A 14965-nucleotide genomic window follows, 5' to 3' on the forward strand; every position below is an offset into this window, starting at 1 on the left:
GGCTTCGCTTCACTCACAGCGGGATGTTGCCGTGCCGCCGCTCGGGGACGGCGGCACGTTTGGTGCGCAGCGTGTGCAGGGCCCGGGTGATGTGCGCCCGGGTGGTGCTCGGCGCGATGACCGCGTCGATGTAGCCACGTGCGGCAGCCGCGTAGGGGGTGGCCCAGGCCGTCTCGTACTCCTCCACGAGCTTCGCCCTCAGGTCCGCCGCGGCCTGCTCGCCGACTGCGGCTGCCGCGGCGAGTTCACGGCGGTACAGGACGGTGACCGCTCCCTCGGCGCCCATCACGGCGATCCTGGCGGTGGGCCAGGCGAGGTTGACGTCGGCGCCGAGGTGCTTGGAGCCCATGACGGCGTATCCGCCGCCGTAGGCCTTGCGGACCACGACGGTGACCTTGGGGACGGTGGCCTCGGCGTAGGCGTACAGCAGCTTGGCGCCGCGCCGGATGATCCCGGTCTGCTCCTGCTGCGTGCCCGAGAGGTAGCCGGGAACGTCGGCGAAGGTCAGCAGCGGAATGCCGAACGCGTCGCAGAAGCGGACGAAGCGAGCGGCCTTCTCGGAGGCGTCGATGTCGAGCGCGCCGGCACTGTGCAGGGGCTGGTTGGCGACGACTCCGACGGAACGGCCCTCGACCCGGGCCAGGGCGCAGACGATGTTGGGCGCGAACAGCTCGTGCACTTGGAGCAGTTCGCCGTCGTCGACGACCGTGCGCAGGATCTCGCGCATGTCGTACGCGGTCTCGGGACGGTCGGGGATGAGTCCGTCCAGGCGCAGGTCGTCGGGGGTGGGGTCGAGGGTGCGCGGCGTGAAGGCGTACTCGGGTGGGATGTCACGGTTGTTCGCCGGAAGGTAGGCGAGCAGGACGCGGACGATGTCCAGGGCGTCGTCCTCGTCCTCGGCGAGGAAATGGGCGTTGCCGTTGCCGGAGTTGCTGGCGCGGGCGCCGCCCAGTTCCTCGGCCGTCGTACGCTCACCGGTCACCGCCTCGATGACGTCCGGGCCGGTGACGAACATGTGCGAAGTCCCGTCGACCATGACGGTGAAGTCGGTGATCGCCGGCGAGTAGGCGGCGCCGCCCGCGCACGGGCCCATGATCACGGAGATCTGCGGGATGACGCCCGAGGCCTCGACGTTGCGGCGGGCGAGTTCGGCGTAGAGGGCGAGCGAGGCGACGCCTTCCTGGATGCGGGCGCCACCGGAGTCGTTGAGGCCGATGATGGGGCACCCGGTCTTCAGGGCCAGGTCCATCGTGCTGACGACCTTCTCCCCGAACGCCTCGCCCATGCTGCCGCCGTAGACGGTGGCGTCCTGCGCGAAGACACACACCGGGCGCCCGCCGACGGTGCCTGAGCCAGTGACCACACCGTCGCCGTACGCCGTGTCATCGGCACCAGTGCGAGCGCGTACCAACGCGCCGGTCTCGACGAAGGACCCCCGGTCCAGCAACCGGGCGACACGTTCACGGGCCGTGAGCCGGCCACGAGCGGCCTGCCGGGCGACGGCCGACGCGGAGCCGCCCGCCAGGGCCCGCTGCTGTCGGGCGGCGAGGTCCGCGAGACGTGCCGCCGTTGTACGCGCGACGGGCACGGGCGATCCCAGGGTTTCCGCGGTCGAGGTCACAGCCACCTCCTTCGGGGGTTGCGAGCATGGCAGCTCCGCGAGGTGCGGTCTTCCTTTCCGCCGCCAATGTGAAGTTGTTGAGTGGTCTGGGGGCCCGCGTTCATAGAGGGACTACAAACGGACGACGTGAGTCACGCCTGAGGAGGTGGTGCAGTTGTTCTGATCAGTCAGGCCCGCCTGGTCATGTCTCTTCGAAGCACAGGCAGAAGGGATGTCCGGCGGGGTCGAACAGCACCCGGACGTTCTCCTGCGGCTGGACGTCCGCCACGGTGGCGCCCAGGGCGATCGCCTCGGCGACCGCCGAGTCCAGATCGCCGACCTGGAAGTCGAAGTGCATCATGGGGCGCTGTTCCCCGTCGATCGGAGGCCAGACGGGAGCCTGATAGCCGTCCGCCTGCTGGAACACGAAGAACGGTCCTTGCGGGGAGGCGGCGACGATGGCCGTTCCCGGCTCTTCGTGTCCGATGTTCCAGCCAAGGAGTTCGGCGTAGAACGTCGCCAAGCCGCTGGGGTCCGGTGCCTCGATCGTCGTTCCCCACCACATGCCACCGGTTCGAGATCTCATTCCGACAGCCTGCCCTCGTCAGCGTGTTCTTGTCCTGGCTCGATGACCGTCCCGGGGCCACGGAACGGTAGGCGGCGGCCACCTCGCGCTCGACGAGGACGCCGCTCTCCCGCCTGGCACGCCCGTGCGCGTCCGAGCCCGTGACCTTCACCGCTGCAAGGTCGATACTTTCCACAGGGGTACTCCGCCGGCACCCGCTTCCGACCACGACCGACCGCCACCGACCGCTCAGGACCACCGAGACCGACAACTGACGTAACCCACTCCGAGCAGCAAAGACACAGGCCACAGGCTCATCTGCCAGTCTCGCCAGGAGGTACCCATGAAGATGCTCATCAACGTCGCGGAGACCGTCGTCACGGACGCGCTGCGAGGCATGGCGGCCGCCCACCCCGAGTTGACCGTGGACGTGGAGAACCGAGTGATCGTACGGCGGGACGCTCCCGTGGCCGGGCAGGTGGCGCTGATTTCCGGTGGGGGGTCGGGGCACGAGCCGTTGCACGGCGGATTCGTGGGACCGGGGATGCTGACCGCGGCCTGTCCCGGTGAGGTGTTCACGTCGCCGGTGCCCGATCAGATGGTGCGGGCCGCGGCTGCCGTGGACAGCGGGGCCGGGGTGCTGTTCATCGTGAAGAACTACACGGGGGACGTGCTCAACTTCGACATGGCGGCCGAGCTCGCCGAGGACGAGGGCATCCAGACCGCCAAGGTGCTGGTCAATGACGATGTCGCCGTCACCGACAGCCTCTATACCGCCGGGCGTCGCGGAACCGGCGCCACGCTGTTCGTCGAGAAGATCGCCGGTGCCGCCGCGGCGGAGGGGCAGCCGCTGGACCGGGTGGCGACCATCGCCCGGCAGGTCAACGAGAACTCCCGCAGCTTCGGCGTCGCGCTCAGCGCCTGCACCACCCCGGCCAAGGGCAGCCCCACCTTCGATCTGCCGCCGGGCGAGCTGGAGTTGGGCGTCGGTATCCACGGCGAGCCGGGCCGGGAGCGGCGGGCGATGATGACCTCCGGTGAGATCGCCGACTTCGCCGTCCACGCGATCCTGGAGGACATGACGCCGCGCAATCCGGTCCTGGTCCTGGTGAACGGCATGGGCGCGACCCCGCTCCTGGAGCTGTACGGCTTCAACGCCGAGGTGCACCGGGTGCTCGCCGAGCGCGGGGTGGCCGTCGCCCGCACACTGGTCGGCAACTACGTCACGTCCCTCGACATGGCGGGTGCCTCGGTCACCCTGTGCCAGATCGACGAGGAGCTGCTGCGGCTGTGGGACGCGCCGGTGAGGACGCCGGGACTGCGCTGGGGCATGTGACACGGCGGTACGTCCGGCCAACTCACCCACCACGCAAGGAGATCCAGTGCTCGACGCCGACTTCTTCCGCCGTTGGATGACGGCGACCGCCGCCTCCGTCGCCCGCGAGGCGGGACACCTCACCGACCTCGACTCCCCCATCGGCGACGCCGACCACGGCGCGAACCTGCAACGCGGGTTCACCGCCGTGGCGGCCACCCTGGAGAAGGAGGCGCCGGACACCCCGGGCGCCGTCCTCACCCTCACCGGACGGCAGCTCATCTCCACGGTCGGCGGAGCGTCGGGACCGCTCTACGGCACGCTGCTGCGCCGTACCGGCAAGGCGCTCGGGGACGCCGCCGAGGTGAGCGAGGAGGAGTTCGCCGCCGCGCTGCGCACCGGAGTCGACGCGGTCATGACGCTCGGCGGGGCCGCGCCCGGCGACAAGACCATGATCGACGCCCTGGTACCGGCGGTCGACGCGCTCCCGGGCGGCTTCGCCGCGGCGCGGGCCGCCGCCGAGGAGGGCGCTGTGGCCACCACGCCCCTGCAGGCCCACAAGGGCAGGGCGAGCTACCTCGGGGAGCGGAGCATCGGGCACCAGGACCCGGGCGCCACTTCCTCGGCGCTGCTGATCGCCGCGCTCCAGGAAGCCGCGGAGGCGACCGGTGAGTGACGTGAGCGGCGACAAGCTCGTGGGGATCGTGCTGGTGTCGCACAGCGCCGAAGTCGCCGCCTCCGTGGCCGAGTTGGCGCGGGGCCTCGCGGGCGGCGGCGCGGCGGTCCCGCTCGCACCGGCCGGCGGCACCGAGGGCGGCGGGCTCGGCACCAGTTCCGAACTCATCGCCGCGGCGGCCGCGTCCGTCGACCGCGGCGCCGGGGTCGCCGTCCTCACCGATCTCGGCAGCGCCGTACTCACCGTGAAGGCCCTGCTCGCCGAGGGCGACGAACTCCCGGCCGGCACCCGCCTGGTGGACGCCCCGTTCGTCGAGGGCGCGGTGGCCGCGGTCGTCACGGCGTCGACGGGAGCGGACCTGGACGCGGTGGAGGCGGCGGCGGTGGAGGCGTACAGCTATCGGAAGGTGTGAGGCACACGCCTGTCTGTCGGGCGGGGTGAGGCGGGGGCGTGGCGGAAGGCCTGCGGTGCAGGCGGGGGCCATGGGCCGAGCGCTTCCGGCAGAGCGCGCCCGCTGAACACCTCCGGTTGAGCCCCCCTGGCCGAGCGTGCCCGCTGCGCACCGCTCGTCGGAGCGCATCCGCTGCGAACCGCCACCTCCGCGCGCCGGCGGGTCACTCCGTCGGACACTGATCCGCGCACTGGCGGGTCGCGCTGCCCAACTCCGGCCGCACACCGGAGAGTCGCACCGCCCGACACGGACCCGCGCACCGGCCCCACATGCCTCGCCCGACCCTCGCCCGCGCCTCACCCACCCCGAGCACCACCCCTCCCCTACGACACCCCTTCCGCCGCGATCGCCAGCGCCGAACGCAGCGTCTCCGCCACCTCGGCGTCCCCCGGCGCCGCGTCCGTCCCGGTCTCGAGCGAGCGCCAGGCGAACCGTTCGACCGCCGCGCGCAGCGCAGCGTTGAGCATCGCGGCCTGGATCATGGGGCGCAGGTCGTCGGCTGGCAGGCCGGCGCGGTCGGCGAGGGCGCGGGCGAAGGCCGGTTCCGCCTCGGCGTAGGTCTGGAGCCAGATCGCGCGCAGGCCCGGCTCGGTGCGGGTGAGGCGGACCAGGGCGCTGCCGGTGGCGCCGTCGGGGCCGGTGGCGGCGAGGAGGCCGGCCGCGAGGCCCGGGTCGAAGAGTTCTTCGAGGGGGCGGCCAGGCGGCCACTCCCGCAGCCTCGCGGCGATCACGTCGATACCGGCCGAGAACAGCGGCCGTACGCAGTTCTCCTTGCTCGGGAAGTACCGCCACACCGTGCGTGCGGAGACGCCGACCGCCTGGCCGATCTGCTCGCCGGTGGTCGCAGCCACGCCCTGGGTGACGAACAGCTCCACCGCGGCCCGGGCGATCTCCAGCCGGATCTCGGCCTTGCGCGCCTCGGTGAGAGGCGGTCGTCCCGTGCGTCCGCTGGGTGCGGTCATCAGTTCCCCTCCGGCTGCGGTCGTGACCTCCCGGAATTCTGCACCATGGCCCCGCCGTCACTTTATGTCACTCGACGACATTAAGTCGTATGGTGAGGGGACAACGGGGCGCGGAGCCCCCGCACGACGAACAGGAGCACCTCATGGCCAGTGGATTCGACGGACGCGGCGTCATCGTCACCGGAGCCGGTTCGGGCATCGGGCGCGCCGCCGCGCTGGCCTTCGCCGCGGAGGGTGCCAAGGTCGTGGTGGCCGACCTCAACGCCGACGGCGCCGAGGCGGTCGTCAAGGAGATCGCGCAGGCGGGCGGCACCGCCGTCGCCGTCACGGGCGACCTGAGCGAGCAAGCGATCGTCGACGAGGTGACCGCGACCGCCGTGGAGCGGTTCGGCGGGGTCGACGTGCTGGTGAACAACGCCGGGATCATGGACCGCATGTCGGCGCTGGCGGACGTGGACGACGCGGAGTGGGAGCGGGTCATCCGGGTCAACCTGACCGCGCCCTTCCTGCTCACCCGCGCCGTGCTGCCGCACATGCTGGCGGCGGGCAAGGGCGTGATCGTGAACACCGCCTCCGAGGCGGGCTTCCGCGGCAGCGCGGCGGGCGCCGCGTACACGGCCTCTAAGCACGGGGTCGTGGGCCTGACCAAGTCCCTCGCCGTCATGTACCGCAAGCAGGGCATCCGCGCGAACGCCATCGCCCCGGGCGGCACGGCGACCGGCATCACCGTGGACGCCGACCGGGCCGCCCTCGGTCCGGCGGCGCTCGGCCCGCACTTCGTCAACGTCGGTCGCCTTGCCCAGCCCGAGGAGCAGGCCGCGGCGATCCTGTTCCTCGCCTCGGACGCGGCGAGCAACATCAACGGCGCGATCCTGCCCGTCGACGACGGCTGGTCGGCGGTCTGACGACCCCGCCCCGGAGGGCTCGACAGGCTGCGCCCTACGACTCCGGACGCTCGGCAGCACCCTGCACGAAGAGCCGCGCGAGCCGCTGCCCCGTCTCCACGGCGGCCGCGTGGTCCTCGATGGGCTTCACCCGCGAGTCCTTGAACACGATGTAGGTGACCCCGGTGTCCGTTCCGCCGCCGCGCGGATCGGCACGGATACCGAGACCCTTGGCTGTCGCGTACGACGCCTCGCCGATGATGTCGTGCGGACCGACGTCTCCTACGACGGCGTACTGCACCCGGTCCCGGTAGATCACGGCGGCCACCGAACCGCCGCCGACGCGGTGGTCCCGGTGGTTCCAGAGGGCGCTCGCGGCGGGGACCACGATGTAGGGGAGCTGCTCGGCGTTCAGATAGCGGCCGTCGGACTGCTGGTACGCCGTCATGGACGAGAAGAGCGGGTCGGTGCGCCCGTTGCAGCGGGCGCCGGCCTGTCCGTCGCAGTCGATGTCCATGTCGGCCTTCCAGAAGACGGCCTCCTTGGTGCCGCAGACCGGGATCGTCGCGGGCTCCCCGTCGTCGCTGCGGTACCGGCCGCGCGAGACGGGGGCGCAGTCCCGCACCTTGGCCAGCAGGTCGGCGGCGGCGACATCACCCTCACGCAGCGCCACCGGCCCCGACTGAGGCCGCGCGAAGGCGACAGGTGCGGAAGGAAGCATGGTCGGGGCGAGCAGGGCGGCGCCGGCCGCAGCCAGCGTCAGCGACTGGACACGCACGATAGAGGACCCTCTCCTGGGGGATCTGACGGACACTCAGCCCACCCTGGTACCGGTCCGATCACGCGGCCACCGGTAGGGGGCCGGACGGTGCACACCCCGAACTCCCGAGAGAAGCGGAGACCCTGAGTTCGCGTCACTCCTGACGGAAGCCGAGCCCCTGTCACTCCTGACGGAAACCGCGGCTCCGAACCCGCGCCGCTCTCGACGGGGACCGGGGGCCCGAGCCTGTGTCGACCCCGGCCACCCGGCCGCCCGCGCCGGCGCGGGATCAGCGACGACAGCGGTCCGCGCCACCGGCATGAACTACCCACTCCCAGGGGCCAGTTCAGCCGTGAGAGCACCAGCATACGTAACCCTCCCGGCGGGTCGGCAACGGCGCCCCTCTTGATGCGGTCGCACCACCCGGGTCATATTGGTCCGGACCTTTTCCGTCGTGTGGTGCCCACGTAATGCCGGGGAGGCAGAATCGTGCGACGCGTCCGTGCCGCCCTCGCCCTCCCCCGTACCGTCCTGACGTGCGCCGCGCTCCTGCTGCTCGCCTCCTGCGGCACCGGCGTCGAGGAGGACGGCCACGCTCCCGGCGCCCCGGCCGGAGTCACGGCGGCGGCAGGGAGCGCGACCAGCGTGCACGTCATGTGGGACGCGGTGACGGCGAACCCGGGCGTCGGCACCTACGAGATATATCGGGGCACCACGAAAGTGAAGGAAGTGCCGGGTTCCGAGCACATGGTGGATGTCACCAGGCTCCGGCCCGCCACCGTGTACGCCTTCACCGTGCGGGCCCGGGACACCGACGGCCGCCTGGGACCGCGCAGCCGGGAGGTCCGGGCGCGGACACCGGTCGCCGTCGCGGCGGACCACTCGGCGCCCACCCGTCCGCGCGCACCGCAGGGCAGGGCGATCGGCAGCCGGGCGGTCCAGCTGTCCTGGGGTGCCTCGACGGACGACCGGGGTGTGGTGTCGTACGACATCTATCAGGGCGGGGCGAAGATCCACAGTGTGGGCGGGGCACAGACCGCGACCGTGGTCACCGGTCTGCGGCCCCATACGCGCTACTCCTTCACCGTGCGGGCCCGTGACGCCGCCGACAACCTCTCCCCGGCGAGCACGGCCGTCCCGCTGACCACCGCGCCGGGCAGCGACGACGGGCAGGGCACCGCCCCCACGGATTTCCGCGCGACGACTCACCGGGGCGACGACGGGGCGTACTACATCGACCTGTCCTGGGTACCGCCGCGCACGGACGGGGTGGTCACGGAGTACCAGATCAACCTCGACGGACAGCCGGCCACCTCACTGATCTGGGGCGGGACCGCGCCGCGCGACCATGCGACGTACAGCTTCTACGCGGGCGGGGACGCCGGGGTCAGCCACCGGGTACGGCTCAGGGCGCGGTTGCCGGACGGTACGTGGGGCGGTTTCTCGGCGCAGCGGACGGTGACGACGGGCGCCGCCAAGCCATAGCTGTTCTCTAGGATGAATCCCATGATCCATGGGAATTCCAATGGCTCGCCGGGGCCCGCCACACCCGCCACGCCGCTGGACCTCTCCCTCCTGCGGACGTTCCTCGCCGTGCACCGGGCCGGTTCGTTCACTGCGGCTGCGCGGCTGCTCGGGTTGTCGCAGCCGACGGTGACGACTCAAATCCGGTCGTTGGAGGAGCAGTTGGGGCGGGAGCTGTTCGAGCGGCGGTCGCGGGGTGTCGTGCCGACCTCGGTGGCGGACCAGTTGGCCGCGCAGGTCGCGGGGCCCCTGGACGCGCTGGCCGTCGTGGCGGACCGCGGCGCCCTCGGCGCGGACCAGCCGCCGGAGCCCGTGCACGTGGCGGGCCCGGCCGAGCTGCGGTGCACCCGCGTCCTGCCCGCCCTGGCACCGCTGACCGAGGAGGGCGTACGGCTGCGGGTCAGTCCGGGGCTGACGGACGACCTCCTCGACGGGCTGCGGGGCGGCCGTTTCGACCTGGTGATCGCCACCGCCCGGCCGCGCGGGCGGACGCTGACCTGGGAGCCGTTGGCGGACGAGGAGTTCGTGCTGGTCGCCTCGCCCGCGTGGGCGGAGCGCGTCGGCACCGGGCGGGTCGCGGCCGAGGGGCCCGCCGCGCTGCACGTAGTGCCCCTGGTGTCGTACGCGGAGGATCTGCCGATCGCGCGCCGTTACTGGCGGCACGTCTTCGGTACCCGGCTCGGCGGGCAGGCCGCGATCACGGTGCCCGATCTGCGCGGGGTGCTGGCGGCGGTCGTGGCCGGTGCCGGGTTCACCGTGCTCCCCCGCTATCTGTGCCTGGACGAGCTGGCGTCCGGGGCGCTGGTGCCGCTGCTGGTCCCCGAGGACCCGCCGATCAACACGTCGTACCTCACCCGGCGCCCCGGTGCGCCGGACAACCCGCACGTCACGCTCGTAAGGGAGCGGCTGCTGCGGGCGGCGCCCGCCTGGTGAGCACGCGCGCGACCCTGACGGCGCCTCATCCCTGAGCCGGACGAAGGAATCCGTCACCTGCCCGGTCGCCGTCCGCATGCGGGACGGGCCGGGGGCGCGTTGGCTTCCTTGGAGGCAGCACGGCCGTTTCCCGATCCCGGCGGCGCAAGGGATGTTCCGCCAACCGTGCCGCCGGAGGGCAGTCCCATGCGCACTTTTCAGCTACTACTCCGCTCCGGCCTGACCGTGACAGCCGCCGTCGCTCTTCCGCTCGCCCTGACCGCCGGAACCGCCGGTGCGGCTTCGGGGATCTCCGTGAGCACGACCGGGACCACGGTCTCGGTCACGACCAGCGCGTGCTCCCAGAACCGCACCACCGGCGTCTGGGGCACCGGTTCCCTGCTCACCAGCAGCCAGGGAAGCTTCGCCGAGGGCCGCAAGGCCACCCTGGCGGGGACCACCGTCAGCCAGTCCACCGCCTGGACCAACGTCACTCCGGGCACCTACACCGTCATCGTCATGTGCCAGAACGTCAGCACACCCGCGGGCACCCAGTCCGTGATCGTGTCCAGCACCACTACCCCCACCGTCACGGCCTCGCCCTCGCGCGGCGTCATGGGCGGCCTCGGCGGGGCCACCAAGGACTACGGCCCTCTCACCCTGGCGGCCGGCGGCGGCCTGGTGGGAGTCGGCGTCATCGCGACGGCCTGGTTCCTGCGCAGACGCGCGAAGCCGTACCGCCTCTGATCGTCCAGAACCATGAGGGGCCGCCCAGCCCGGGACGGCCCCTCACTCATGTCCTACGGCTCACTCATGCCCTACGGCAGCTCGGCGAACTCCTCGATCGCGTGCGTGAGCCACTGCGTCCAGAAGGTCTCCAGGTCGATGCCCGCGCGCAGCACGAGATGCCGGAGCCGGTCCTGGGGGCTGTCCCGGTCGGGCGGGAAGTCGCGCTTCTCGATCTTCTCGTACTCGGTCAACTGCCGCTGGTGCAGGGCGAGATGGTGGCGCAGGTCGGCCTCGATGCCGTCGGTGCCGACCACGGCCGCCGCGCGCAGTCGCAGCAGCATGGTGTCGCGCAGCGGCTTGGGGTCCTGGGAGGACGCGGTCCAGCGGGCCAGTTCGGCGCGGCCCGCGGGCAGGACCTCGTAACTCTTCTTCTGGCCGCGGGCCGGCTGTTCGGACGCGAGGGCCCTGATCTGGCCCTCGGCCTCCAGTTTTCCCAGCTCGCGATAGATCTGCTGGTGCGTCGCCGACCAGAAGTAACCGATCGACCGGTCGAAGCGCCGGGTCAGTTCGAGACCCGAGGACGGCTTCTCCAGTAGGGCGGTGAGGATCGCGTGCGGGAGTGACATGGGGTCATCCTAGGGACGGCCCTCAGAGGGCGGCCGCGACCTCGGTGCCCTGCTTGATGGCCCGCTTGGCGTCCAGTTCGGCGGCCACGTCGGCACCGCCGATCAGGTGCACGCTGCGTCCGGCGGCGGCCAGTTCGTCGTAGAGGTCGCGGCGCGGGTCCTGGCCGGTGCACAGGACGACCGTGTCGACCTCCAGGACGGTGCTCGTGCCGTCGACGGTGACGTGCAGTCCGGCGTCGTCGATCAGGTCGTACTGGACGCCCGGGACCATGGTGACGCCCCGGTGCTTGAGTTCGGTGCGGTGGATCCAGCCCGTGGTCTTGCCGAGTCCGGCGCCGACCTTGGTCGCCTTGCGCTGGAGGAGGTGGACGCTGCGCGGCGGGGCGGGCCGCTCGGGTGCGGCGAGGCCGCCGGGGCCCGCGTAGTCCATGTCGACGCCCCAGGCGCGGAAGTACGTCGCCGGGTCCTCGCTCGCCTTGTCGCCGCCGTCCGTGAGGAACTCGGCGACGTCGAAGCCGATGCCGCCCGCGCCGAGGATCGCGACGCGGTCGCCGACGGGGACGCGGTCGCGCAGGACGTCGAGGTAGCCGACGACGCTGGGGTGGTCGACGCCGGGGATGTCGGGGGTGCGCGGGGTGACGCCGGTGGCGACGACGACCTCGTCGTAGTCACCCAAGTCCCCTGCCGCAACGGGCGTGTTGAGGCGTACGTCCACTCCGTGTTCGTCGAGCTGCGTGCGGAAGTAGCGCAGCGTCTCGTCGAACTCCTGCTTGCCGGGGACCTGTCGGGCGACGTTGAGCTGCCCGCCGATCTCGTTCGCGGCGTCGTACAGCGTCACCTCGTGGCCGCGTTCGGCGGCCGAGATCGCGCAGGCCAGACCTGCCGGACCCGCGCCCACCACCGCGACCCGTTTACGCAACCGCGTCGGTGCCAGGACGAGTTCGGTCTCGTGGCAGGCGCGCGGGTTGACCAGGCAGGAGGTGATCCTGCCGCTGAAGGTGTGGTCGAGGCAGGCCTGGTTGCAGCCGATGCAGGTGTTGATGGCGTCGGAGCGGCCGGCCGCGGCCTTGGCGACGAAGTCCGGGTCGGCGAGCATCGGGCGGGCCATCGACACCATGTCGGCGTACCCGTCGGCGAGCAACTGCTCTGCCAACTCAGGGGTGTTGATGCGGTTGGTGGTGACCAGCGGGATCGAGACGGCACCCATGAGCTTCTTGGTCACCCAGGTGTACGCCCCGCGCGGCACAGAAGTCGCGATGGTGGGGATGCGGGCCTCGTGCCAGCCGATGCCGGTGTTGATGATGGTCGCCCCGGCGGCCTCAACTGCCTTGGCCAGGCTGATGACTTCGTCGAGCGTGGAACCGCCCGGCACGAGGTCGAGCATCGACAGCCGGTAGACGATGATGAAGTCCTCGCCGACCGCCTCGCGCACCCGGCGCACGATCTCGACCGGGAAGCGCATGCGGTTCTCGTAGGAGCCGCCCCAGCGGTCGTCGCGGTGGTTGGTCTGCACGGCGATGAACTCGTTGATGAGGTAACCCTCGGAGCCCATGATCTCGACGCCGTCGTACCCGGCCTGCCGGGCGAGGCGGGCCGCGCGGACGTAGTCCTCGACGGTCTGCTCGACCTCGGCGTCGGTGAGCGCGCGGGGCGGGAACGGGCTGATCGGCGCCTGCACGGCGCTCGGCGCGACGAGGTCCTGGTGATAGGCGTAGCGGCCGAAGTGCAGGATCTGCATCGCGATCCGCCCGCCCTCGCGGTGCACGGCGGCGGTGATCCCTGCGTGCTGCGCGGCCTCGGCGTCGGTGGTCAGCTTGGCGCCGCCCTCGTAGGGCCGGCCGGCCTCGTTGGGCGCGATGCCGCCGGTGACGATCAGGCCGACTCCGCCACGCGCGCGTGCCGCGTAGAACTCCGCCATGCGCTCGAAACCGCGCTCGGCCTCCTCCAGTCCCACGTGCATGGAGCCCATGAGGACACGGTTGGGCAGGGTGGTGAAGCCCAGGTCGAGCGGGTTCAGCAGGTGCGGGTAACGGCTCATGGGGCCCTCCGTGCGCGGTGTCGTGCCTCTTTTGTAGAGGACGGACAGGTGTTTGTGCAACTAGTTGCATAATCGAGGGCGGCCGGGCCCGCGCCGGATTCACAGGGTTCCATTACCGGTTCTTTATTCGTCGCACCCGAGAATCGAGGACAGGCGTGCCGGTGGGATGCCGCGCGCGCGTGGCCTAGGGAGCGAGCCGTGACGCACGATCCTGAGCACGAAGCCGGCGACAACCCGGCGGTGCCTCCGATGCCCGACCACGCACCCGAGATGGAGGTGCTCACGGGACCCGGTGGCGCGGAGCGCGATCACGGTCTCGACCGGTTGTGGCGGCAGCGGTCGCGGCGGGCCCGTGCGGTGATCGCCGCGGCCACCGTGGGTGTACTGGCACTCGGCGGGACCGTCGCCTACGCGGCGACCTCCGGGAGTTCGGGGAGCGACGCGTTGCCCGCCGCCGCGGGAACCCCGTCCGGTTCGCCCTCGCCCGGTGGGCCCGGCTCCCGGCACGGGGGCGGGATGTGGTTCGGGTTCGGGGTCGGCGGCAAGGCCGTGCACGGCGAGGCGACGGTCAAGGACGACTCCACCGGCAAGTGGGTCGTACGGATCTGGCAGCGCGGAACGGTCACGAAGGTGGACGGCGACCAGGTCACCGTCAAGAGCGACGACGGGACCTCGTGGACCTGGACCGTGGGTTCCGACGCCACGGCCCAGGATTCCAGCACCCTGAAGAAGGGCGACACGGCCTCCCTGATCGGCACCCGCTCCGACGACGGCACCCGGACCGCCGACCGCGCCTTCACGGGCACCTTCGACCGCAAGGGCCCGGGCGACCGGCCGAGCGGGGCCCCGAGCGGGTTCCCGGGCGGCGGCCACGGTCCCTGGGGACACGGCGCCCGCGGCCCGAGCGCCTCGCCCAGCCCGTCCGGCAGCGGCGCTACGACCTGACCGGCCGCACCGGCCTGACACCGATCACGACGTTCGCGTACAACTCCTCCGATGCGACCGACCGTGTCTCGAGCCCCGCACGCGTGAACGCCTCGACCGCTGACGGGAGTTGACGTTCGCTCGTCTCGACGAGCAGGCAGCCGCCGGGGGCGAGCCAGTCGGGCGCCCCGGCGGCGACCGCGCGGAGTATGTCGAGGCCGTCCGTGCCGCCGTCGAGGGCGACCAGCGGTTCGTGCTCGCGCGCCTCCGCGGGCAGCAGACCGACCTCGTCGGTGGGGACGTAGGGCACATTGGCCGCGAGGATGTCGACGCGGCCGCGCAACGCGTCGGGCAGCGCGGTGAACAGGTCGCCCGTGTGCACGTGCCCACCGAAGGCGGCGATATTGCGGCGGGCGCAGCGGGTGGCGGCGGGGTCGATGTCGGCGGCGTGCAGTTCGACCCGGCCGAGGGCGGCGGCCAGAGCCGCGCCGACCGCGCCGGAACCGCAGCACAGGTCCACGACGACGGACGCCTCCGGGGCGTGCGCGAGGGCCTGTTCGACGAGGAACTCGGTACGGCGGCGGGGCACGAAGACGCCCGGTTCCACGGTGATGCGCAGACCGCTGAACTCAGCCCAGCCGACGACGTGTTCGAGGGGCAGGCCCGCTACCCGGCGGTCCACCATCGCGGCGAGTTCGTCCGGGGTGCGGGCGGCGGTGAGAATCAGTCGCGCCTCGTCCTCGGCGAAGACACAGCCCGCGGCACGGAGCGCGGCGACGACGGAGGCGGGGGAAAGAGAGGGCATGAAAGCCGAGAGCCTTTCGGAAGCTAGCCGAAGGATGCTCTCGCGGTCACCTACTACCGGTGATCCGAATTGTCCTGAGGAGAGAGCACCCGACCTGACACAGCGGTAATGGGTCTCACCTCCCAGGGAGTTCAGGGCCGGGATCGTCCGCGACCGAAGGGAACAGTACCCGAACCGCACGGCCCGCGAGGAGC

General features: G+C 71.8%; 15 protein-coding genes. 8 read left to right on the top strand and 7 right to left on the bottom strand.

The genetic code is table 11. The features are described from left to right. Window positions 1-13: 13 nt before the first annotated feature. The gene (locus OO70_RS08510; RefSeq protein ID WP_234336787.1) at window positions 14-1621 is read right to left on the bottom strand and encodes an acyl-CoA carboxylase subunit beta; all 1608 of its coding nucleotides are present in this window, start codon (window positions 1619-1621) and stop codon (window positions 14-16) included. A 181-nt stretch (window positions 1622-1802) separates the two neighbouring features. Beyond that, complete coding sequence (locus OO70_RS08515; protein ID WP_043666323.1) at window positions 1803-2186, bottom strand: VOC family protein; 384 nt, start codon at window positions 2184-2186, stop codon at window positions 1803-1805. Between the two features lie 322 nt (window positions 2187-2508). Between OO70_RS08515 and dhaK the strand changes: the two genes are divergently transcribed. Genes dhaK through OO70_RS08530 form a run of 3 tightly spaced genes read left to right on the top strand, consistent with a single transcriptional unit; the run spans window position 2509 to window position 4568 of the window. Continuing rightward, window positions 2509-3501, top strand: a complete 993-nt coding sequence (gene dhaK / locus OO70_RS08520; RefSeq protein WP_043666324.1) for a dihydroxyacetone kinase subunit DhaK — start codon at window positions 2509-2511, stop codon at window positions 3499-3501. A 46-nt stretch (window positions 3502-3547) separates the two neighbouring features. Then, the gene (dhaL, locus tag OO70_RS08525; RefSeq protein WP_043666325.1) at window positions 3548-4156 is read left to right on the top strand and encodes a dihydroxyacetone kinase subunit DhaL; all 609 of its coding nucleotides are present in this window, start codon (window positions 3548-3550) and stop codon (window positions 4154-4156) included. Between the two features lies 1 nt (window position 4157). Then, on the top strand, window positions 4158-4568 hold the full coding sequence (locus OO70_RS08530; RefSeq protein ID WP_043666326.1) for a PTS-dependent dihydroxyacetone kinase phosphotransferase subunit DhaM: 411 nt from the start codon (window positions 4158-4160) through the stop codon (window positions 4566-4568). A 362-nt stretch (window positions 4569-4930) separates the two neighbouring features. Here OO70_RS08530 and OO70_RS08535 read toward each other — a convergent pair whose 3' ends face one another. Further along, a complete protein-coding gene (locus tag OO70_RS08535; protein ID WP_043666327.1) occupies window positions 4931-5569 on the bottom strand; it encodes a TetR/AcrR family transcriptional regulator in 639 nt (212 codons plus the stop codon). Window positions 5570-5712: 143 nt separating this feature from the next. On the opposite strand from OO70_RS08535, the gene OO70_RS08540 reads away from it, so the two are divergent. Next, a complete protein-coding gene (locus OO70_RS08540) occupies window positions 5713-6474 on the top strand; it encodes an SDR family NAD(P)-dependent oxidoreductase (protein WP_043666328.1) in 762 nt (253 codons plus the stop codon). 34 nt (window positions 6475-6508) lie between these two features. Here OO70_RS08540 and OO70_RS08545 read toward each other — a convergent pair whose 3' ends face one another. Then, window positions 6509-7231, bottom strand: coding sequence for a glycoside hydrolase family 75 protein (locus OO70_RS08545; RefSeq protein ID WP_043666329.1), 723 nt, complete (start codon window positions 7229-7231; stop codon window positions 6509-6511). Window positions 7232-7702: 471 nt separating this feature from the next. Between OO70_RS08545 and OO70_RS08550 the strand changes: the two genes are divergently transcribed. The 3 genes from OO70_RS08550 to OO70_RS08560 all read left to right on the top strand — a co-directional run bounded on the left by OO70_RS08550 (window position 7703) and on the right by OO70_RS08560 (window position 10396). After that, on the top strand, window positions 7703-8698 hold the full coding sequence (locus OO70_RS08550; RefSeq protein ID WP_051740918.1) for a fibronectin type III domain-containing protein: 996 nt from the start codon (window positions 7703-7705) through the stop codon (window positions 8696-8698). A gap of 21 nt (window positions 8699-8719) precedes the next feature. Then, entirely contained in the window at window positions 8720-9670 is a 951-nt protein-coding gene (locus tag OO70_RS08555; protein ID WP_051740921.1) for a LysR family transcriptional regulator, read from the top strand. Window positions 9671-9856: 186 nt separating this feature from the next. Beyond that, window positions 9857-10396, top strand: coding sequence for a hypothetical protein (locus OO70_RS08560; protein ID WP_043666330.1), 540 nt, complete (start codon window positions 9857-9859; stop codon window positions 10394-10396). A 71-nt stretch (window positions 10397-10467) separates the two neighbouring features. On the opposite strand, the gene OO70_RS08565 is transcribed toward OO70_RS08560, so the two are convergent. Continuing rightward, a complete protein-coding gene (locus tag OO70_RS08565) occupies window positions 10468-11004 on the bottom strand; it encodes a PadR family transcriptional regulator (protein ID WP_043666332.1) in 537 nt (178 codons plus the stop codon). Between the two features lie 22 nt (window positions 11005-11026). Next, complete coding sequence (locus OO70_RS08570) at window positions 11027-13042, bottom strand: NADPH-dependent 2,4-dienoyl-CoA reductase (protein WP_043666334.1); 2016 nt, start codon at window positions 13040-13042, stop codon at window positions 11027-11029. A 198-nt stretch (window positions 13043-13240) separates the two neighbouring features. Between OO70_RS08570 and OO70_RS08575 the strand changes: the two genes are divergently transcribed. Beyond that, window positions 13241-13987 carry a hypothetical protein gene (locus tag OO70_RS08575; protein ID WP_043666336.1) on the top strand — a complete coding sequence of 249 codons (747 nt, stop codon included), beginning with the start codon at window positions 13241-13243 and terminating at the stop codon, window positions 13985-13987. On the opposite strand, the gene OO70_RS08580 is transcribed toward OO70_RS08575, so the two are convergent. Beyond that, window positions 13977-14771: a putative protein N(5)-glutamine methyltransferase gene (locus OO70_RS08580; RefSeq protein WP_043666338.1), complete on the bottom strand. Its 795-nt coding sequence runs from the start codon at window positions 14769-14771 to the stop codon at window positions 13977-13979. The two genes, OO70_RS08575 and OO70_RS08580, sit on opposite strands and share 11 nt — an antisense overlap. Window positions 14772-14965 lie beyond the last annotated feature (194 nt).

Source organism: Streptomyces xylophagus, assembly GCF_000716435.1.
Lineage (GTDB): Bacteria > Actinomycetota > Actinomycetes > Streptomycetales > Streptomycetaceae > Streptomyces > Streptomyces xylophagus.

What these genes read in the sequence shown, in the direction of transcription:
- OO70_RS08515 (WP_043666323.1), bottom strand. Translation starts at nt 2,186, where the DNA reads ATGAGATCTCGAACCGGTGGCATGTGGTGGGGAACGACGATCGAGGCA.
- dhaK (WP_043666324.1), top strand. Translation starts at nt 2,509, where the DNA reads ATGAAGATGCTCATCAACGTCGCGGAGACCGTCGTCACGGACGCGCTG.
- OO70_RS08535 (WP_043666327.1), bottom strand. Translation starts at nt 5,569, where the DNA reads ATGACCGCACCCAGCGGACGCACGGGACGACCGCCTCTCACCGAGGCG.
- OO70_RS08540 (WP_043666328.1), top strand. Translation starts at nt 5,713, where the DNA reads ATGGCCAGTGGATTCGACGGACGCGGCGTCATCGTCACCGGAGCCGGT.
- OO70_RS08555 (WP_051740921.1), top strand. Translation starts at nt 8,720, where the DNA reads ATGATCCATGGGAATTCCAATGGCTCGCCGGGGCCCGCCACACCCGCC.
- OO70_RS08560 (WP_043666330.1), top strand. Translation starts at nt 9,857, where the DNA reads ATGCGCACTTTTCAGCTACTACTCCGCTCCGGCCTGACCGTGACAGCC.
- OO70_RS08565 (WP_043666332.1), bottom strand. Translation starts at nt 11,004, where the DNA reads ATGTCACTCCCGCACGCGATCCTCACCGCCCTACTGGAGAAGCCGTCC.
- OO70_RS08570 (WP_043666334.1), bottom strand. Translation starts at nt 13,042, where the DNA reads ATGAGCCGTTACCCGCACCTGCTGAACCCGCTCGACCTGGGCTTCACC.
- OO70_RS08580 (WP_043666338.1), bottom strand. Translation starts at nt 14,771, where the DNA reads ATGCCCTCTCTTTCCCCCGCCTCCGTCGTCGCCGCGCTCCGTGCCGCG.